Annotated in this window: 22 protein-coding genes; 12 read left to right on the top strand and 10 right to left on the bottom strand. The window is 31.2% G+C overall.

Going from position 1 to position 17,810, the window contains the following annotated elements; translation table 11 throughout:
* Positions 1 to 315: 315 nt before the first annotated feature.
* The 4 genes from V6137_RS08330 to V6137_RS08315 are packed head-to-tail and all read left to right on the top strand — an operon-like array spanning position 316 to position 2,872.
* Positions 316 to 942, top strand: coding sequence for a hypothetical protein (locus tag V6137_RS08330; protein WP_425447450.1), 627 nt, complete (start codon positions 316 to 318; stop codon positions 940 to 942).
* Positions 943 to 954: 12 nt separating this feature from the next.
* Positions 955 to 1,155 (top strand): DUF350 domain-containing protein, encoded by a 201-nt coding sequence (locus tag V6137_RS08325; protein ID WP_425447449.1) that lies wholly within the window; start codon positions 955 to 957, stop codon positions 1,153 to 1,155.
* Between the two features lie 14 nt (positions 1,156 to 1,169).
* Positions 1,170 to 1,370: a DUF350 domain-containing protein gene (locus tag V6137_RS08320; protein ID WP_425447448.1), complete on the top strand. Its 201-nt coding sequence runs from the start codon at positions 1,170 to 1,172 to the stop codon at positions 1,368 to 1,370.
* Positions 1,367 to 2,872, top strand: a complete 1,506-nt coding sequence (locus tag V6137_RS08315; protein ID WP_425447447.1) for a polyamine aminopropyltransferase — start codon at positions 1,367 to 1,369, stop codon at positions 2,870 to 2,872. The genes V6137_RS08320 and V6137_RS08315 overlap by 4 nt, the downstream gene beginning before the upstream one ends.
* A gap of 226 nt (positions 2,873 to 3,098) precedes the next feature.
* Here the strand turns inward: V6137_RS08315 and V6137_RS08310 are convergent, their stop codons facing one another.
* From V6137_RS08310 to msrB, 4 genes are all read right to left on the bottom strand, one after another.
* The gene (locus tag V6137_RS08310) at positions 3,099 to 3,305 is read right to left on the bottom strand and encodes a helix-turn-helix domain-containing protein (protein ID WP_425447446.1); all 207 of its coding nucleotides are present in this window, start codon (positions 3,303 to 3,305) and stop codon (positions 3,099 to 3,101) included.
* A gap of 10 nt (positions 3,306 to 3,315) precedes the next feature.
* Positions 3,316 to 3,810 carry a DUF2975 domain-containing protein gene (locus tag V6137_RS08305; protein ID WP_425447445.1) on the bottom strand — a complete coding sequence of 165 codons (495 nt, stop codon included), beginning with the start codon at positions 3,808 to 3,810 and terminating at the stop codon, positions 3,316 to 3,318.
* A gap of 139 nt (positions 3,811 to 3,949) precedes the next feature.
* Positions 3,950 to 5,329, bottom strand: coding sequence for an MATE family efflux transporter (locus V6137_RS08300; protein WP_425447444.1), 1,380 nt, complete (start codon positions 5,327 to 5,329; stop codon positions 3,950 to 3,952).
* Between the two features lie 303 nt (positions 5,330 to 5,632).
* Positions 5,633 to 6,085: a peptide-methionine (R)-S-oxide reductase MsrB gene (gene msrB, locus V6137_RS08295; protein ID WP_425447443.1), complete on the bottom strand. Its 453-nt coding sequence runs from the start codon at positions 6,083 to 6,085 to the stop codon at positions 5,633 to 5,635.
* A gap of 195 nt (positions 6,086 to 6,280) precedes the next feature.
* Between msrB and V6137_RS08290 the strand changes: the two genes are divergently transcribed.
* Positions 6,281 to 6,892, top strand: a complete 612-nt coding sequence (locus tag V6137_RS08290; protein WP_425447442.1) for an acetate uptake transporter — start codon at positions 6,281 to 6,283, stop codon at positions 6,890 to 6,892.
* Between the two features lie 57 nt (positions 6,893 to 6,949).
* Here the strand turns inward: V6137_RS08290 and V6137_RS08285 are convergent, their stop codons facing one another.
* Positions 6,950 to 7,474 carry an ECF transporter S component gene (locus tag V6137_RS08285; protein WP_425447441.1) on the bottom strand — a complete coding sequence of 175 codons (525 nt, stop codon included), beginning with the start codon at positions 7,472 to 7,474 and terminating at the stop codon, positions 6,950 to 6,952.
* A 183-nt stretch (positions 7,475 to 7,657) separates the two neighbouring features.
* Between V6137_RS08285 and V6137_RS08280 the strand changes: the two genes are divergently transcribed.
* Entirely contained in the window at positions 7,658 to 7,993 is a 336-nt protein-coding gene (locus tag V6137_RS08280) for a four-helix bundle copper-binding protein (protein WP_425447440.1), read from the top strand.
* A gap of 77 nt (positions 7,994 to 8,070) precedes the next feature.
* Here V6137_RS08280 and V6137_RS08275 read toward each other — a convergent pair whose 3' ends face one another.
* Positions 8,071 to 9,399 (bottom strand): FAD-dependent oxidoreductase, encoded by a 1,329-nt coding sequence (locus V6137_RS08275; protein WP_425447439.1) that lies wholly within the window; start codon positions 9,397 to 9,399, stop codon positions 8,071 to 8,073.
* Positions 9,400 to 9,740: 341 nt separating this feature from the next.
* On the opposite strand from V6137_RS08275, the gene V6137_RS08270 reads away from it, so the two are divergent.
* Complete coding sequence (locus V6137_RS08270; RefSeq protein WP_425447438.1) at positions 9,741 to 11,780, top strand: methyl-accepting chemotaxis protein; 2,040 nt, start codon at positions 9,741 to 9,743, stop codon at positions 11,778 to 11,780.
* A gap of 41 nt (positions 11,781 to 11,821) precedes the next feature.
* Here V6137_RS08270 and V6137_RS08265 read toward each other — a convergent pair whose 3' ends face one another.
* The 3 genes from V6137_RS08265 to V6137_RS08255 form a co-directional block, all read right to left on the bottom strand.
* Positions 11,822 to 12,115, bottom strand: a complete 294-nt coding sequence (locus V6137_RS08265) for a spore coat protein (RefSeq protein WP_425447437.1) — start codon at positions 12,113 to 12,115, stop codon at positions 11,822 to 11,824.
* Between the two features lies 1 nt (position 12,116).
* Positions 12,117 to 12,335, bottom strand: a complete 219-nt coding sequence (locus V6137_RS08260) for a hypothetical protein (protein ID WP_425447436.1) — start codon at positions 12,333 to 12,335, stop codon at positions 12,117 to 12,119.
* A gap of 83 nt (positions 12,336 to 12,418) precedes the next feature.
* Positions 12,419 to 12,604, bottom strand: coding sequence for a small, acid-soluble spore protein, alpha/beta type (locus V6137_RS08255; RefSeq protein ID WP_425447435.1), 186 nt, complete (start codon positions 12,602 to 12,604; stop codon positions 12,419 to 12,421).
* Between the two features lie 225 nt (positions 12,605 to 12,829).
* Here V6137_RS08255 and V6137_RS08250 point away from each other — a divergent pair, with 225 nt between their 5' ends.
* Genes V6137_RS08250 through V6137_RS08235 form a run of 4 tightly spaced genes read left to right on the top strand, consistent with a single transcriptional unit; the run spans position 12,830 to position 16,134 of the window.
* Positions 12,830 to 13,714 carry a putative selenate ABC transporter substrate-binding protein gene (locus tag V6137_RS08250; RefSeq protein WP_425447434.1) on the top strand — a complete coding sequence of 295 codons (885 nt, stop codon included), beginning with the start codon at positions 12,830 to 12,832 and terminating at the stop codon, positions 13,712 to 13,714.
* A 14-nt stretch (positions 13,715 to 13,728) separates the two neighbouring features.
* The gene (locus V6137_RS08245) at positions 13,729 to 14,481 is read left to right on the top strand and encodes a phosphonate ABC transporter ATP-binding protein (protein WP_425447433.1); all 753 of its coding nucleotides are present in this window, start codon (positions 13,729 to 13,731) and stop codon (positions 14,479 to 14,481) included.
* A gap of 1 nt (position 14,482) precedes the next feature.
* Positions 14,483 to 15,283 (top strand): PhnE/PtxC family ABC transporter permease, encoded by an 801-nt coding sequence (locus V6137_RS08240; RefSeq protein ID WP_425447432.1) that lies wholly within the window; start codon positions 14,483 to 14,485, stop codon positions 15,281 to 15,283.
* Entirely contained in the window at positions 15,280 to 16,134 is an 855-nt protein-coding gene (locus tag V6137_RS08235) for a PhnE/PtxC family ABC transporter permease (RefSeq protein WP_425447431.1), read from the top strand. Before V6137_RS08240 ends, V6137_RS08235 begins: the two co-directional genes overlap by 4 nt.
* 83 nt (positions 16,135 to 16,217) lie before the next feature.
* On the opposite strand, the gene V6137_RS08230 is transcribed toward V6137_RS08235, so the two are convergent.
* Positions 16,218 to 16,646, bottom strand: coding sequence for a DUF2383 domain-containing protein (locus tag V6137_RS08230; RefSeq protein WP_425447430.1), 429 nt, complete (start codon positions 16,644 to 16,646; stop codon positions 16,218 to 16,220).
* A 136-nt stretch (positions 16,647 to 16,782) separates the two neighbouring features.
* On the opposite strand from V6137_RS08230, the gene V6137_RS08225 reads away from it, so the two are divergent.
* Positions 16,783 to 17,739, top strand: coding sequence for an NAD(P)-dependent oxidoreductase (locus tag V6137_RS08225; RefSeq protein ID WP_425447429.1), 957 nt, complete (start codon positions 16,783 to 16,785; stop codon positions 17,737 to 17,739).
* Positions 17,740 to 17,810: the final 71 nt, after the last annotated feature.

The raw sequence follows: 17,810 nt of genomic DNA, 5'->3' as shown, positions 1-17,810 counted from the left end.
TTTCTTAATATAGCATAAAACATTAACTTAATTAATGTATATATATAAGAATATATCTTGCTAAAGGACACCTAGAAGGAAAAGCCTTTAGCAGTATTAGATATAAGGTTAGGGAGAGGTAACACTTCTAATTTTGTTGGGGTTAGTTACTATATGTAACTAAGACTTATCGAAAGATATGCGGAATTTGTAGTCAAGGGGCTACACCCTAGTAGCTGAATCCTGTGATGCTACCACTTTTGTAAGAAGTGAAAAACTATACTTAATAATTTCTTATGATGTTATTTGATATAGTTTTAGAAACCAGGTGATATATTGAATAAAAAAGGATTAGTTTTTTTAATAGCTATAGTCTTAATAGTGATTCTAATAGGTAGTATTATAGTATCAAATAGAAGTTCTGCCGCTGAATTTATAAAAAATAGTGATAGGTTCGATTATACTACCTCTATTACCAGTTCCTTTGAACGGGATGAAAGGGCTAATGTATATATCTCTAAAATGCCTGTTATAGAAACTGCTAAATATATAATTTCTAAAACTAGACCCGAAAGCTATAGTGACATAAGTAACGATGATCATATTTCCATACTATATGATAATGAATATGTATTTGTATATAAAGGTGAAGATGATAAGACCTATATACAGGTTTCATCAAGGGAGTATGCCTACAGGGGTTCTAGATCCCTTTATAGAAGCAGACATGGTAGTGCATTTACATTCTTTAGGGATTATTATTTCTTAAAGGGCCTTTTAGGTGATAGAGATAGATATAGGGGCCGAAGTTATTATGACCAGAAAAACTATAAACCTAGTAGCACATTTAAGAAAAACATTCAAAATAAATCCCATATTAATAGAAATAGTGGTTTTGGCATTAAAAGGGGCTCCTCGGGTACTAGAAAAAGTATCGGTGGAGGAACAAGTTTTGGCAAATAAGGAGGTGTGTTTATGGATATTAATGTAATCTTATCAACAGTTCTATATGGACTTATTGGACTTGTACTTATGTTTGTTGGCTATAAGTTTTTTGATATTATAACGCCATATAACTTTGCAGAAGAAATAAAGGAAAAAAACCCTGCCATCGGAGCATTAATAGGTGGTATATTTATAGCAACGGCAATTATAGTTACCGCAACTATTAGATAGAGAGGAGGAATATTATGTTAACAGAAGCACTTTCAATTATAGTGTATTTCGTTATAGGAATGGCTTTGTGTACTGTAGGTTATAAATTTTTTGATTTAATAACACCATTTGATTTACAAAAGGAAATAGATGACCATAATATGGGGGCAGGACTTGCCATAGGGGGTATGTTTATAGGTATAGCTATCCTTATTGGTGGGATTATTCTACCATGATAAAAAAGCTAGACATTAAACCACTTATCATATCAATATTTATAATAAGTATATGTAGTATCGTATATGAACTGATTATAGCCGCCAGTAGTTCTTACCTTTTAGGTAACAGTATTAAACAATTTTCAATAACCATAGGATTATATATGAGTGCCATGGGAATTGGTTCTTATATCTCTAAATATGCTCAGAAAAAATTATTTGATATATTTGTTTTAATAGAATTATCAATAGGACTATTAGGTGGATTGTCTGCTTTACTTCTATTTATATCCTATGCATATACCGATATATTTGTACTGGTTATGTACATACTAATTATACTAATAGGTATATTGGTAGGGCTGGAGATACCTATTTTAACTAGAATAATAGAAAGTTATAACCATGAACTTAGGATAACTATTGCAAACGTACTTAGTTTTGACTATTTGGGAGCATTAATCGGATCTATTTTGTTCCCAATATTTCTCTTTCCCCATTTAGGTCTTATTAGGACAAGTTTCTTAATAGGTCTTTTAAATATTATAGTTGCAGGCATAATAATTATTAAGTATAAGAGTTTTATATCTACTAAAATTTTCAACTATATATTTATAGCCTGTTCAGTAATATTAATTCTAGGCTTTATATTTGGTGATTATTCTGCAGACAGAATAGAACAAAACCTATATAGAGATAAAATAATATACTCTAAACAAACCCCTTATCAAAAAATCGTTATGACAAGGCATAAAGATGATATAAGGGTTTTTTTAGATGGTAATATACAGTTTAGTTCAATGGATGAATATAGATATCATGAGGCTTTAGTTCATCCCGCTATGGGCCTTAATAAAAATGTGTCTAATGTTTTAATCTTAGGGGGGGGAGATGGTCTTGCAGCTAGGGAAATATTTAAATATGATACTATAGAAAATATTGACTTAGTGGATATAGATAGGGAAATGACCGAGTTTTCTAGAACTAATCCATTAATTAAAGATTTAAACCAAGGTTCTTTAGACAATAAAAAGCTTAATATCTATAATGAAGATGCCTATAAATTTTTAGAAAATAATACTACCATATATGATGTGGTAATAGTTGATCTACCTGATCCTAATAACGAATCATTAAATAAATTATATACCGACACCTTTTATAGACTTATTGGAAATCATATAGCAGAAGATGGGGTTTTCGTTGTTCAATCAACAAGCCCCTATTATGCTAAAAAAGCCTATTGGTGTATAAACAAAACTATAAAAAGTGAAAACTTTCATGTAGTTCCCTATCATATAGAAGTTCCTTCATTTGGGGACTGGGGATTCCAATTGGTATCTAAAAAGCCTATCTCTATGGAAGATGTAGATGTAATGGTTGATACTAAGTTTTTAAATGAATCCACTTTATCTAAAATGACTATCTTCGCTAAGGATGAAATTATCGATTTAAATACTATAGAAATAAATAGAATATTTAAACCAGTTTTACCTATGTATTATGAAGAAGCAGAATAGCAAAAGATGGCAAAATGCCATCTTTAAAATTATTGACAGGTTGGGGGATTACGAATCCCCCAACAACCAAATTAGTTGGGGGAATTACAAATCCCAGGACTGACAGATATTTTTGCTTACTTTTTTTTACACTCTGTATTTTACCTTCCTTAAGTAACCTGTTATATATAATATCGTCTCCTTATTTTTATAATAATTATATTTATACAATCTATTATAACTCCCATTAATCATCAGAGTATTCTAGGATGTCCCCCGGTTGACAATCTAAAACCTTACATATTGCCTCTAATGTTGAAAAGCGTATAGCCTTCGCTTTGTTATTCTTAAGTATTGATAGGTTGGCCTTTGTTATTCCAACTTCCTCGGATAATTTTGTTAAACTCATTTTTCTTTTTGCCATCATAACATCTAAATTAACTACTATCGCCATAATATCACCCTTATATTGTTAAGTCATTTTCTTCTTTAGCTATAACTGCCTCTTTAAAGACCTTTGATAGTATTAATATAAAGGCCCCTGCAAATAAAAATATAAAAAACTCCATATCTGTATGAATCCCTCTTTCATCTATATATATAATACTGAAATTTTCATAGTCAAGATTAACAAATAAATTTATTATATATTCTCCCGCTATTATAAAACAACCTATTGAAATTCTTTTAAGTCTTTTCACATTATTCCATATAAATGGATTTGAACCTATTAATGAATTAAGTATCTTTCTTAGATTATAAGCTATAGATAATAAAGATAAACTTCCTATTATAAATAGTGAATATATGAAGTATTTCTTAAATGAAGTAGTCTTAAATTCCTGTGAAAATATAGTATCTTTAGATAGTATTATAAATAGAACTACTCCTACTAAAACCAATACATCCAATGATATTTTCAATACAGTTGACAATGATTTTTTCCCATGATAATTCATTTTTTTACCTCCTTAATTTATTATTATATTAACACTTAACTTCATGATTTTCAATGGATTTTTATTGATAAACAGCAAAGATTTATTGTTTTAAATAAAAAAACAAAGTGGCTCTGCCACTTCGCACCTTATCTATTATTTATTCTCTATTATCTATTCTTTTTCTTCTTCTAACTATATTAGGATTTTTCTTTAGATATATCATAAACATTGTTGGAAGTATTAAACCTTTAAATACACTACTCATACTAATACTCCACCATACTCCATTAAGGCCTAATGAAGTTCTTGATAATATATAGGCTGCTGGAACCCTAAGCCCTGTAAAGATAATCCCTATAATAGATGGGGGGACCGTTTTTCCTAAACCATTAAATGCTCCTGAAGTTGCAATTTCCACACACATAAAAAACTGAGATAACCCTAATATTCTTAGGTAAATAACACCCTGTTCTATAGTTTCAGGTTCATCAGGTATAAAAAATGAGAATATAGGTCTCGCTCCAAATATAAGGAGACATGTGGCAAATATACCTATCACACCTACTATTTTCATTCCTGTATAATAACCTTTATAAATCCTATCCCATTTTTTAGCTCCATAATTTTGTCCCACAAAGGCACTTAATGCAGTCTGAAATCCCCCGGCAGTCATCCAGGATATAGCCTCTATCTGAGAACCCACCTTTTGAACTGCTATAGGTGTATCTCCCCAACCGGATATGATTCTACCTATGAGCATTGCAAATATTGTAAATGATCCATTCTGTAACCCTACAGGAAATCCTAATTTTACTATCCTTTTTATATAGGCTCCTTCAGGTCTTTTTAATAGATGAAGATCCTTTGTTAACTCCCTTTTCTTTCTTATACTAAATACGAAGACCATCGTGCCTATAAATTGGGCAGTTATTGTAGCTATTGCTGCTCCCTTTACACCTAAACTAGGTATTGGTCCAACACCAAATATTAAAATTGGATCAAGTAATAAATTTACACTAAGGGCTATAGCATTTATCCTAAATGGGGTTTTACTGTCCCCGTATCCATTAAATATTGCAGTAAACACTGGGTTTATAAAGTAAAATACTATTCCTAAAGAAACTATTACTAAATAGTCTATGGCCATATCAGTAACACTATCACTTAATTTAAAAAATCCTATAAAACTATCCCTAAATATTATTAATGTTGTTCCATATAGTAATCCTAGAACTACAACCATCTGAATAGTATGCCTTACATATTTTTTTGCCCCATCATAATCATCTTTTCCTACAGATTGGGACACACCAACCTCTGCGCCTATTTTAGGAAGTATTATAAATGCCATTGCAAGCCATGTGAAAAATCCCGCTGTCCCCGATGCCGACACAGCCTTACTACCTACTCTGCCTAGCCATATCATATCCATCATACTATATGCCATTTGAACGAAGGAAGTCCCCATAATAGGTAATGCAAGTTTTGTTAAAACCTTTAGTATGTTTCCCTCCGTTAATCTATTTTTTAAAATCATATCCTTTCCTCCCCTCAAGATTTTATTTCGTATGTCTAAATTTTATGTATCAAATATCTATATTCTATAGGAAAAGTCACTATGATTCAATAGTATTCTACAAATATATAATTTTATTTTTTATAACAACTTTTCATAAATGGTTAACCATATGATGTACCTTTTTAATGGTTAGCTATAAAGAAGATGATATCATGACCCAGAGTTTAAGTAGTTCAATATCTATTTTCATAATAATAGGTCTAGGACTCATATTAAATAAAAAAGGTGGGTTCTGTCCCCAGAATCCACCTTTTTTATCCATTATCTTTTTTCAAATAAATTTAAATATTCTCCATATCCCTCTTTTTTTAAGTTCTCAACAGGTATAAACTTTAAAGCTGCACTATTTATACAGTATCTAAGCCCTCCTTTATCCTTAGGTCCATCATTAAACACATGACCCAAATGACTATCTCCATCTTCACTTCTTACCTCTGTTCTTATCATATTATGACTTAAGTCTTCTTTCTCCTTTACCCTTTTCTTATCTATGGGTTTAATAAAACTAGGCCACCCGCATCCAGCATCATATTTGTCTAAGGAACTAAAAAGAGGTTCTCCTGTTACTACATCAACATATATTCCCTCTTTCTCATGATCATAATATTCATTTTCAAATGGTCTTTCGGTTCCATTTTCTTGAGTCACCCTGTATTGAATATCAGTTAATTTTTCCTTTAAACTCCCTTTATCTGGCTTTTTATATTTTTTCATAATAAACTCATCCCCTCTATTTCTATTTTATATTAATATTTGTACCCAAATATTAAATTTATATTTTTAATTCACCCAACAGTGTGACCAAAAACAGGAAATATTAACTTTTATTAATTTCCTTCAAATCCTAAGAATTATATATTATAATGTTAAGGTCTGTGTCAAAAAAATATATATAAATAGGAGGCAATTATGAGCACTAATACAAACAATGTTAAAATTACAAATGCTGACCCTTCTGCCATAGGATTATTTGGACTAGCTATGGTAACATTGGTGGCATCTTCTCAAAAGTTAGGACTTACTACAGGAGTATCTTTTATAATTCCATGGGCAATATTTCTAGGAGCCTTTGCTCAATTATTCGCAGCAATAAACGACTCGAAAAGAAACAATACATTCGGTACCACTGCATTTGGTGGATATGCTTTCTTTTGGTTTGCAGTTGCTTTCTCATGGATGATTAAACTAGGTGTTTTTGGACAAAACATGGTAAATGATATAGATTCAAAACAACTTGGTTTTGCATTCTTAGGTTACTTAATATTTACTATTTTTATGACAATTGGAGCTATGGAGACCCATAAGGTTCTATTTACAATATTCTTTTTAATAGACTTTTTATTCTTAGGTTTAACCCTTAGTTCCTTTGATATAGCCTATGAAATAACTCATAAAATCGCTGCCTTTGCTGAACTTGGAATATCTATTGTTTCATTCTATGGATCAGCTGCTGCAGTTTTAAATGAACATTTTGGAAAAGAGTTTTTGCCGGTTGGTAAGCCATTTGGTATATTTAAATAAACTCATAAAAAATATAATAAAAAAAGGATATCTTTTTAAAAAGATATCCTTTTTTTATTATATTTTTTTAGCTTCCATTTTAGAAAATACCTTCTTAACCTCTATTCCTATTGGTAAAGCTATTAATATTCCTATACTAGTGGTTAATATTGAACCTGGTATTTTAGCTAAGGCTCCACCAAAGCTACCACTAAAAAATACATTGGTGAAATAATAACCTACTAAAGATATGATTCCACCGGTTATGTAAGCTATGCTATTCTGTTTTATATCTCTTCCGTCGTAGTCTTTTCTTTGAGCTATTTTAGCAACTACAAATGCCATTAATCCCTTTATAACCAATGTAAAGGGAGCATAACTAAAGTAATTACTAAATATATCAAATAAAAACATTCCTCCCCCTGCTGCTATGGCTGAATCCATAGGGCTTAATATAAGTGCAGTTATAAAAAGTGTAGCTGTTCCTAAATGCATCATACTAGGTCCCACCGGAATATGTATATATGTGGCAGTCATGTTAATAGCTACAAATAATGATAATAATACTAACCTCCTTGTTGTCCAATCCTTTGTTTTTTTCATGTCACTTCCCCTTTCCTTTAATTTTTGTACCCCACTTACCAATACAATTTTACCTATTTAATATTATTCCATAACTATTGTATCTATTCAATAGTTTTATTTAAATAATTTTTAATCACAATCTAGGGGATATTTTAATATATTTATAGTGAAAAAAGATATATTATTGAAAGGAGAATCCTTATGTATGATAGGCTATTAAATACATTATGCCATTGTGAAAGCACCTGTGAAAATATGACCCATTTTGTTAAAAATAGATGTGATGTGGAAAGAAGAAGACGACAACTTACACTTTTAAGGGATTGTGCCGATATATGTGGATTGACCCAAAAATATATAGCAAGAAAAAGCCCCTTTAGTAGAGATATGGCTAAATTATGTGCCTCTGTTTGTGAGGCTTGTGGTTGTGAATGTTCTAGGTTCCCCGATAGGGAATCTCAAAATTGTGCCTGTATATGCCTAAATTGTGCAAGGGAATGTATGGAATTTGCAAAGGGTATGGCTGGATGCTATTAATACTGTAAAAACCCACGACTTTTAAGTCGTGGGTTTTATAGATAGTCATTAGGGAATTTATAATCTCCCAATAAATTTTACTTAGCGTTAAGACCTGCCTGATTTAATATATTCCATGGTTTATTAAAGTGGGGTTGGAAGAAGAAATCAATAAATCCTAATTGGTCTATTGTCATCTTGTTTTGTATAACAACTGACATTGTATTTATAGATTGAGTTAAATCAGCATTTGATATTATTTGAGCTCCTAATATTACCCTTGAGTCCTTTTTATATACAACCTTAAGGGTTGCTTCATCATAGGTTGGCATAAACTCTGGTCTATAATTATCAGTAATAGTTACAGTTTCAATATCTAATCCCATATCTTTAGCACTTTCTTCAGTTAATCCCGTTGATGCTATATTATGTTCATATATTTTAATTCCAGATGTTCCTTGGGTTCCCATATATTTAGTTGTTGGTTTAACTAAGTTTCTAGCAACCAATGTTCCCATTCTAACTGCATTTGTGGCAAGGGGAATATATCTTCTTTCATCGGTTGGGTTATATATAACAGCGCAGGCATCCCCTGCTGCAAATACATCTTCCCTACTGGTTCTCATATAATCATCTATTATTATAGCTCCATTATCTAACATATCTAATTGTCCCTTAAATAGATGGGTATTAGGCATAAATCCTATACACATTATAACCAAATCTGCATCGTATTCCCCACCGGTTGTAATAACTTTAGATACATTACCATCTTTTCCTTCAAACTTATTAACAGTTTCACCTAAAGCCAGTTTAACATTATGCTTTTTAAATGCCTCTTCTGCCTTATCTGTATATTCTTTATCTAAATATTTGCTTAGTATTCTATCCTGGGCATCTATAAGGGTTACATTTTTTCCATTTTGTTCAAATGCCTCAACTAATTCTACACCTATATAACCGGCTCCTACAACAACAACATTTTTAGCATCCTTAGCCCTTTCTATGATTGTATTTGAGTGATAGAAGTTTTTAGATAGTAATATATTATTTAAATCCTTTCCTTCTATATTTGGTTCTATAGGCCAAGAACCTGTTGTTATTATAAGTTTATCAAAATTATCTTTAAACTCTTTTTCTGTTTCTAAATCTTTTACAGTTAATTCTTTTTGATCTATATTAACATCTAAGACATCATGCTTCATCTTAGTTTTAACCCCTAATTCTGCTAGTTTTTCCGGCGAACAATAGAAAAGTCCCTCGGGATCCTTAACTACTCCACCTACATATAGTGCTATTCCACAAGATAGAAATGAAATATTATCATTTCTTTCATAAACAGTGATTTCAGCTTCTGGATATAGCTCCGCCGCATTTAATATTGCTGCTGTCCCTGCATGGGTACAACCTATAACAGCTATCTTCATAATAATTTACCTCCTGTATTGATAATTTTTTATCTTTTAAACCTATTATACCCAGTAAAAATTTAGATAAACTTTTTGATAATGATTTTCATTATTTTTATAAATAGAATAAATCAACTAATTATAGAAATGGATATTATTAAAAAACATCGTTATAGTAGCAAATGCAAATAATAAAAGGTAAGTTTTTCTTTTATTTCTACATCCTTTGTGTATTTCCCACAATATTCAACATTATTGCTGATGCAAAAATAGGTATGGTTATTACTTTTTATAATTGTAATAAGTTATTTTTTCCTATAGAATTTATGAGACTATCTTTTATAGAAAGGAGAATTTACATGTTTAAAACTATACGAAGCAAAATACTAGGATCTTTTATAGCAGTTGTTCTATTATCTACCCTATTAATAGGGATTATTACGAGTTTTAAAATTAGTAATATGGTAAAAAATAATTTTATTGAGTCCGCTGTAAAAGAAGTAAAGCAAGTTGAAAATATGATTGACTCTTATTTTGAATCAATTAAAGAAGATGTTGATATGTTATCTAAAGATTCAACAGTAAAAAAGGCCGATGGCTCCATTAGTTCCTATATAAATAAAAGTAATATTAAGGGAAAAACGACTATGACCCCTGAAGCCAATGGAGGTATAGAGAGCAAAATATACAAAGTATATTCAAACTATGCTAATAGTCACCCTAATGTATCAGATATATATATGGGAACTATAGATGGTGGATACATACAATATGCTCCTGGGAGTGTAAATAATAATTATGATCCTAGGGCTAGACCTTGGTATAAAAAGGCAATAGAGAATAAAGGAACGGTTATAAGGACAGATGCTTACTTTTGGGAGGGAGCAAATACTGCTAATGTTAGTTTAGCTAAAACTATATCAGATTTTTCTGGTCGTATAATAGGTGTGCAATCAATGGATATCAGTTTGAAAGCTTTAACTAATATTACTAAAGATATAAAAATAGGGGAAAAGGGATATATTATTCTTACTGAAGAGGATGGAACTATTTTATCAAACCCTAAAAACCCTGATACTAACTTTGAACACATATCAGATTTTAAATATTTAAGTAATATAACAAAGGATGTCATAACCTTTGAAAAAGGTGGAAAAGAATATTTTGGAAAACTCTATAATTCTTCTAAGATAGGATGGAACTTTATAATTATAGTAGATAAATCTGAAGTAATAAAACAAGTAATGGCTATAAACTCCTACATAATAATTATAGGTTTAATTATACTAGCTATAGCTATAATAATATCTATTATAATATCTAAGAAAATATCAAATCCTATAAAAAAATTAATGGAGTTAATGAAAGAAGTTGAAGGTGGTAACTTCTCTATCAGGTCAAATATTAAATCCAATGATGAAATAGGCCAGTTATCAAATAGCTTTAATAATATGACAGAAAAAGTAACTAAGCTAATTAATGAATCTAAATCCGTTGCTAAAAATATCTTTACATCTTCTGATTCCCTATGGGAAATGTCTGAACAAATAAGTTTAAGTTCTGAAGAAATAGTAAAGTCAATAGAACAGGTTGCATCAGAAACCTCTAGACAGGCTAGAGACTGTAGTGATATCTCAGAAAGCATAAGTAGTTTTACAGAGGAAATAGAAGAGGTTTTAGGGCACTCTAGTACTATGGAAAAGGAAATAACTAAAGCCAGAGATTTAAGTAATCATGGGCTAAATATTGTGGATACTCTAGACACCACAGCAAGCGAAAGTAGTAAAGCTACTTCTAATGTAACTAATGTAATAAATATATTAGATGAAAAGTCTAATCACATTGGCGAAGTTGTAAATGTTATAAGTAGTATATCGGAACAAACCAGTTTACTTGCATTAAATGCATCTATTGAAGCTGCAAGGGCTGGAGATAAGGGTAGGGGTTTTGCAGTTGTTGCCAATGAAATAAGCACTTTAGCAGAACAGTCTAAAGAATCCACTACCAATATAGGAAATATAATAACTGAAATACAAAACGAGATTAGTAACTCTGTGGAAGCTATTAATAAATCCAATGAAATGGTAGAAAAAAATATTGAAGTAGTTCATAATACAAAGGAGATATTTAACAAAATAAATCATACTATTAATACTATAAAAAATGAAATTTCAACAATCGACTCGGTTATTGATAATATGTCAAATAAAAAGGATATTATTTCAAATACTGTTTTAGATATAACAACCTCAGCTGAAGAAACAGCTTCGTCATCTGAGGAAACAACGGCGGTATCAGAGGAACAAAATAATGCAATTCATGGAGTCGTGGATTCTATAGAACAGTTAAAAAGCCTAGCTAATGATTTAGAAAAATCAATAAATCGATTTAAGGCATAATAAAGGGGATCCATATGGATCCCCTTTATTATGTCTTTATATTACTTAAGTGTGTTTTTTGACTTATTATATATTTCAGATAACTGTTGGGATGGAGCATCATATGGCTTTTCCCAACCTTTTTTTATAGCTAATTCTGTTACTGCCGTATGACCCCCTAACATTTGATTTAAGCTAGCCGCATACATTGATCTAAGTTCAGGTGTGGCAGTTGACATAGCTGCATTTAAATATGCATTAGCCCCTGCTGTTGCACTGGCAATCATATTATTGGCTATAACTTCATCATTAATATCTGTGTTATTTTTTATTCTATTTCCTAGAAATGATGCCATATTATCTAACCTCCCCTGTATCAGCTATATTGTTTTCGTTTATAAACTGTTGTATTCCTTTTATTCTTCCCTCTGTGGCTAATATAGCAGCTTCAGCCTGTTTTTTTAAATCTTCATCAGTTATTAAATCCTGCATAGCCTTTGCTACTGATAGTCCATCCTTCTCCATTTTCAGTAATCCTGTTAGGGATAAGTTTTCTCCTTCAGCTAATTTCCTCATTTTTTTCCTCCATTCTTACTGTAGTTTAACTTACATATAATATTTTGCATCTATTTTCACTTATTATCCCTGTTTCTTTTTTCCTATATATCACCTCTTTCCCTCATTTCCAATGCCTTCTTTACTATATTTCCACAATTCCTTGATGATACATCTCCCCAACCCTTTTCTTTCACTGTATTATATACTCCCAGTTCCCTAGCTATCTCATATTTTAAATCTTCAAAAGCTTTTCGAGCTGCTGGTGAAATATTTTTCTTTCTAGACATTACTTCATTCCCTCCTAAATGTTCTTTACTATTTATTTGATATTATAAAAATAGTTTATATCAAAATAATTTTTTTATTATTTCCTATAAATACCTATAGATTATATCTATAGACTGTCAAGTTGTTATAGAAATTCTAATGTTGACTATCTTTATAGGAATACTATACAATACTAATTGTTAACAATAAAACATATCTCGACAAAATTTTAAGGAGGAGTTATTTTGAAAAAGCTAATAATTTTATTGCTTACTATAACTATGATATTTTCATTAGCTGCTTGTTCTAATGATAAAAATGATAGCAGTTCAACTAATGATAACCCGGTGTTTAAAATAGGTGCTATTCCTGATCAAAATGTATCGAAGTTGAATAGAAGATTTGATGAATTGGCAAAATATATAGGTGAAAAATCAGGTCTGAATGTTGAATATGTTCCCACTGTTGATTACTCAGCTTTAGTTACTGCCTTTGAAAGAGGAGAGATAGATTTAGCTTGGTTCGGTGGTCTTACAGGGGTACAGGCAAGAAATCTAGTTTCTGATTCTGAGGCTATTGCCCAAAGACCTAGGGACGAAAAGTTCCACTCAGTTTTTATCGTACAAAAAGACTTAGATATTAATAACCTAGAAGATATTAAGGGTCTTACCTTTACATTTGGTAGTGAAAGTTCCACTTCTGGACATTTAATGCCTAGATACTTCTTAACAGAAGCTGGTGTTAATCTAGAAGAAGATCTAGATGGTAAGCCAAATTACTCCGGTTCCCACGATAAAACTTGGAAACTAGTTGAGTCTGGAGCTTTTCAAACTGGAGCATTAAATGAAGCGGTATGGGAAGCAGCCGTCAAAAATGATAAAGTTGACTTAAATAAGGTAAAGGTGTTCTATACAACTCCAGATTATTATGATTATAACTGGACGATCAACGATGTGAATAATAAATTTGGTGATGGTACTAAAGAAAAAATAAAGACAGCTTTATTATCCTTCGGTGAAGATAATAAAGAAATTATGGAACTTTTCGGTGACACTAAATTTATAGAAACAAAAAATGACAATTATAAAGCCATAGAATCGGTGGCAAAAGACCTAGGCATAATTAAATAGTAGGTGAATTATAAATGAATAAAAATATTATATTAAATTTAAAAAATATATCAAAAAAATACGGGGAGAAGGCTGGGCTTTCTTCCCTTTCTATTACTATTAAAAAAGGGGAACTAGTAGCCTTAATTGGCCCCAGTGGAGCTGGAAAAACTACTTTATTAAATATATTAACATCTATTGTTAAACCAGATAGCGGAAATGTTATGATAGATAATAAATCTATAGATAGTTATAAATCTACGAAGGAACTTTCTAAAAAAATAGGTATTATAAGACAACAATTTGATTTAGTGGGACAATTATCTGTCATAAACAACGTTCTTGCAGGGAAACTAGGAGATTGGGGAACTTTAAAATCTATTATCTCCCTATTATCTCCACGGGAAAAAAATTTGGCTATAGACTCTTTAGAACGGGTAGGATTAACTGATAAACTTTATAAAAAAACTTCTACTCTGTCGGGGGGAGAACAACAGAGGGTTGCCCTAGCCAGACTGCTAGTTCAAAATCCCGAGATTATTTTAGCTGATGAACCGGTTTCCTCTTTAGATCCAGCCCGAGCTGAAGATATCTTGTCTATATTAGTTAAGTTAGTAAAAGAAGAAAATCAAACCCTTATATCAAGCCTCCACTCTACCCAATACGCAAAAAAGTATTTTGATAGAATAATCGGATTAAGAAGTGGTAAAGTATTTTTTGATCTTCCCACTAAAAAGGTAACAAATAAAGACTTAGAAAGTCTTTATAGCTTAAAGGAGAATATTTAACATGGCTAACATAATTAAATTTTTAGATTATCATAGAAGGGGTCTTTTAACATTATTTCTAACTTTAATCTTCATATTAAGCTTATTATCGGTTAATTGGAGTGACGACTTAATTCATTCTGGTGGAAAGACCACTATACTTCAGATTATAAAGGCTTTCTTTTCACCAGATCTATCTTTAGATACTATTAAACTGGGTATAGTAGCTTCATGGAGAACATTAGCATATGCCACTGCAGGAATGTCCCTAGCTATTATTATTGCCCTTATAATAGGAACATTGGCATCAGGAGTGCTTACTAAAAGTTCTACAAGTAAGTTTTTTTATATAACCCTATTTAGAGGCCTGTTAAGTTTTATGAGGGGTATCCACGAATTAGTATGGGCTTGGTTATTTGTTGCTGCCTCCGGGTTATCTCCATTTGCGGCAATATTTGCTTTGGCTATTCCCTATGGAGGAACTTTAGGAAAAATCTTTGCTGATATGATTAATGATGTATCTAAAGAACCTATAAATGGATTAAGATCAACTGGAGCTTCTCCCATTAAAGTTTTATTTTATGGGTATTTTCCTATGGCTATACCTAATATGATTAGCTATACAATGTATAGATTTGAATGTGCTGTACGTTCATCGGCTATTATGAGCTTTGTGGGACTTGGTGGTCTCGGTTATCAGATACATCTATCCTTAAGTGACCTAGCTTATAATGAAGTCTGGACTTTTATATTCTTTTTAATAGGTCTTGTATTATTAATTGATTTTTGGAGTAATCTTATAAGAAAGAGGCTGATACAATGATATCAAAAACAACAAAGAAAATTAATAGTTTAGGTTTTATAAAACTATCATTAATTATATTTTCATTATTAGTTGTCCTCTCTTGGTTGTTTATTTTTAATGTAGAGAATGCCGATTTATCTAGCCTTTTTTCTGATAAAAATATTAATCATACAAAGACCTTCAGTAAAAGACTTTTAGGTATAGGTGAAAAAAATCCTGCATTTAAAAATATAGATAGTATTAAAAATGTATTGAAACTTACCGTTGAAACATTAATAATGAGTATTATTGCCATAGGATTTTCATCTATAGTTATGCTTCTAATGGTAGTTTGGGGTTCTCGAAATGTTGCCGACGGAACATTAACCCTATCTAGAAGATGGTATAACTGGATTGTCTTTGGCCTAGTAAGAGTTTTATATATTTTTTCCCGGGCAATTCCCGAATTGATTTGGGCTATGATAATAGTATTTATCTTTAAACCCGGTATATTACCTGGAGCTATAGCATTGTCTCTCCATAATTTTGGTATACTTGGTAAACTATGCTCCGAAGTAATAGAAGATTTAGATTTAAGGCCCATTAGAAATCTAGCTTCATCGGGGGCAAGTAAAATGCAAATGCTTATTTATGGTGTTATACCTATGGTAACCCCTAAATTTATTACATTTATATTATATAGATGGGAAGTTATAATAAGAACCACCATTGTTGTTGGTTTTGTTGGGGCTGGAGGATTAGGTATGCAATTTAAACTTAGTATGAGTTGGTTTCATTATAGTGAAATAACCTTATTATTAATATCCTATGTTCTACTTGTCATCTTTTCAGATATAATATCTCAAGGTATTCGTAAATTAATTAAATAAGGTGAACAAAGGCGCCCTTGGCGCTTCTTTGTTCAGTGTAAGATGCAGAGGTCAGGGATTTGGTGGTGCAATATATTGAGAATTTACATTAGTGTCTTTAATTTATCTAAATACTTCCTATCGCTATGTAATATTTCCCCAGCAAAGTCCCTTGATTTATCATCTAAATTTCCCCGTAAAACCTTCTCTGCCATGTTTATTCCATTAGTTTCCCCTTCTATTACCTTTTCAATAATATAGTGATCATTTTTTCCTTTTAAATCCATATTTAATTTCATATCAGCCATAGTCCCTTTAAATCCTAAATTTTCATCCGGTTGACCTCCTAAGTCTTGTATATAATTAGCTAAAACTTTTATATTTTCCCTGTGATGTCCTTGAACCTCTCTAAGTGTCTTTTTAGTGCTATCATCATTTACCTTTGATATAAAAACATTAAATGTTTCAAGGGCCATATATTCCCCTTGAAGTAGACTGTTCATACTTTTTAATGTTTCTTTATTTTTATTCATTGAATCACTCCTACTAGATTTATATTATTTATTCTTCCTACTTTTCACTAATATATTTAAATATAATATATTTTTTATTATATAGACTAGAAGTAGTATAATAGATATATACTATATTTAAGAAAGGAGTTTTTATATGAATATTGTTATGCTAGAACCTTTAGGTGTTGATAAAGAGGTGATAGACAGGCTCTCTAAGCCTTTTATGGACAAAGGTCATAGGTTTACCCCTTGTTTTGAAAAGATAAATAACAAAGATGAAATTATAAAAAGAGCTTCTGAGGCAGATATACTTATAATTGCTAACTCCCCCCTTGATGGTGACGTAATAGAAGCTTGTCCTAATCTTAAGATGATTTCCGTTGCATTTACTGGAATCGATCACATAGATATTAAAACATGTAAAGAGAAAAATATATTGATATCAAATGCAGCTGGATACTGTACCGATGCCGTGGCAGAGTTAACCTTCGGTCTTATATTAAATCTCCTTAGAAATATAAAAGATTGCGATAATGCCACTAGAGATGGTAAAACAAAGTCTGGCTTTATTGGTAATGAACTGTTTAATAAAACTATAGGAATTATAGGAACCGGAGCTATTGGTTTTAAAGTTGCCAAGGTTGCTAGAGCCTTTGACTGTAAAGTATTAGCCCATTCTAGAACAGAGAAGAAAGAAGTTATTGATTTAGGGGTTGAATATGTCTCATTAGAAAAACTCCTCAAAGAAAGTGACATAGTAACAATACATACTCCATTAACCAATAAAACTAAAAACCTTATTGATAAAGAGAAGTTAGATTTGATGAAGCCATCTAGTATATTAATAAATGTTGCCAGGGGACCAGTTGTGGATAGTGAGGCCTTAGCAAAGGCACTAAATGATGAAAATATAGCTGGAGCTGGAATTGATGTATATGAAATGGAACCTCCAATACCAAGGGACCATCCGTTATTAAGTGCAAAGAATATGATATTGACTCCCCATGTGGCATTTGCAACCCATGAGTCCATAGAAAGAAGGGCTACTATTACATTTGAAAATATTAGTGCTTGGATGGAAAATAAACCCCAAAATATTATGCTAAAATAAGGCGATAGATATATCCCTTCAAGTTCCACACAAAGTAATCGGAAATATCCGCCAGTCCTCGGATTTGGAAA

The sequence above is a fragment of the Dethiothermospora halolimnae genome (assembly GCF_037577855.1).
GTDB lineage: Bacteria > Bacillota > Clostridia > Tissierellales > VENL01 > Dethiothermospora > Dethiothermospora halolimnae.
This window is presented reverse-complemented; position numbering and strand designations above follow the sequence as displayed.

Bases quoted from the DNA above. Each gene is read 5' to 3' on its own strand.
- msrB (WP_425447443.1), bottom strand. From the start codon at position 6,085: ATGAAAAAATATAAAAAGCCAGATAAAGGGAGTTTAAAGGAAAAATTA.
- V6137_RS08300 (WP_425447444.1), bottom strand. From the start codon at position 5,329: ATGATTTTAAAAAATAGATTAACGGAGGGAAACATACTAAAGGTTTTA.
- V6137_RS08285 (WP_425447441.1), bottom strand. From the start codon at position 7,474: ATGAAAAAAACAAAGGATTGGACAACAAGGAGGTTAGTATTATTATCA.
- V6137_RS08325 (WP_425447449.1), top strand. From the start codon at position 955: ATGGATATTAATGTAATCTTATCAACAGTTCTATATGGACTTATTGGA.
- V6137_RS08310 (WP_425447446.1), bottom strand. From the start codon at position 3,305: ATGGCGATAGTAGTTAATTTAGATGTTATGATGGCAAAAAGAAAAATG.
- V6137_RS08260 (WP_425447436.1), bottom strand. From the start codon at position 12,335: ATGAGGAAATTAGCTGAAGGAGAAAACTTATCCCTAACAGGATTACTG.
- V6137_RS08305 (WP_425447445.1), bottom strand. From the start codon at position 3,810: ATGAATTATCATGGGAAAAAATCATTGTCAACTGTATTGAAAATATCA.
- V6137_RS08225 (WP_425447429.1), top strand. From the start codon at position 16,783: ATGAATATTGTTATGCTAGAACCTTTAGGTGTTGATAAAGAGGTGATA.
- V6137_RS08255 (WP_425447435.1), bottom strand. From the start codon at position 12,604: ATGTCTAGAAAGAAAAATATTTCACCAGCAGCTCGAAAAGCTTTTGAA.
- V6137_RS08240 (WP_425447432.1), top strand. From the start codon at position 14,483: ATGGCTAACATAATTAAATTTTTAGATTATCATAGAAGGGGTCTTTTA.
- V6137_RS08235 (WP_425447431.1), top strand. From the start codon at position 15,280: ATGATATCAAAAACAACAAAGAAAATTAATAGTTTAGGTTTTATAAAA.
- V6137_RS08315 (WP_425447447.1), top strand. From the start codon at position 1,367: ATGATAAAAAAGCTAGACATTAAACCACTTATCATATCAATATTTATA.
- V6137_RS08275 (WP_425447439.1), bottom strand. From the start codon at position 9,399: ATGAAGATAGCTGTTATAGGTTGTACCCATGCAGGGACAGCAGCAATA.
- V6137_RS08230 (WP_425447430.1), bottom strand. From the start codon at position 16,646: ATGAATAAAAATAAAGAAACATTAAAAAGTATGAACAGTCTACTTCAA.
- V6137_RS08270 (WP_425447438.1), top strand. From the start codon at position 9,741: ATGTTTAAAACTATACGAAGCAAAATACTAGGATCTTTTATAGCAGTT.
- V6137_RS08320 (WP_425447448.1), top strand. From the start codon at position 1,170: ATGTTAACAGAAGCACTTTCAATTATAGTGTATTTCGTTATAGGAATG.
- V6137_RS08290 (WP_425447442.1), top strand. From the start codon at position 6,281: ATGAGCACTAATACAAACAATGTTAAAATTACAAATGCTGACCCTTCT.
- V6137_RS08265 (WP_425447437.1), bottom strand. From the start codon at position 12,115: ATGGCATCATTTCTAGGAAATAGAATAAAAAATAACACAGATATTAAT.
- V6137_RS08280 (WP_425447440.1), top strand. From the start codon at position 7,658: ATGTATGATAGGCTATTAAATACATTATGCCATTGTGAAAGCACCTGT.
- V6137_RS08245 (WP_425447433.1), top strand. From the start codon at position 13,729: ATGAATAAAAATATTATATTAAATTTAAAAAATATATCAAAAAAATAC.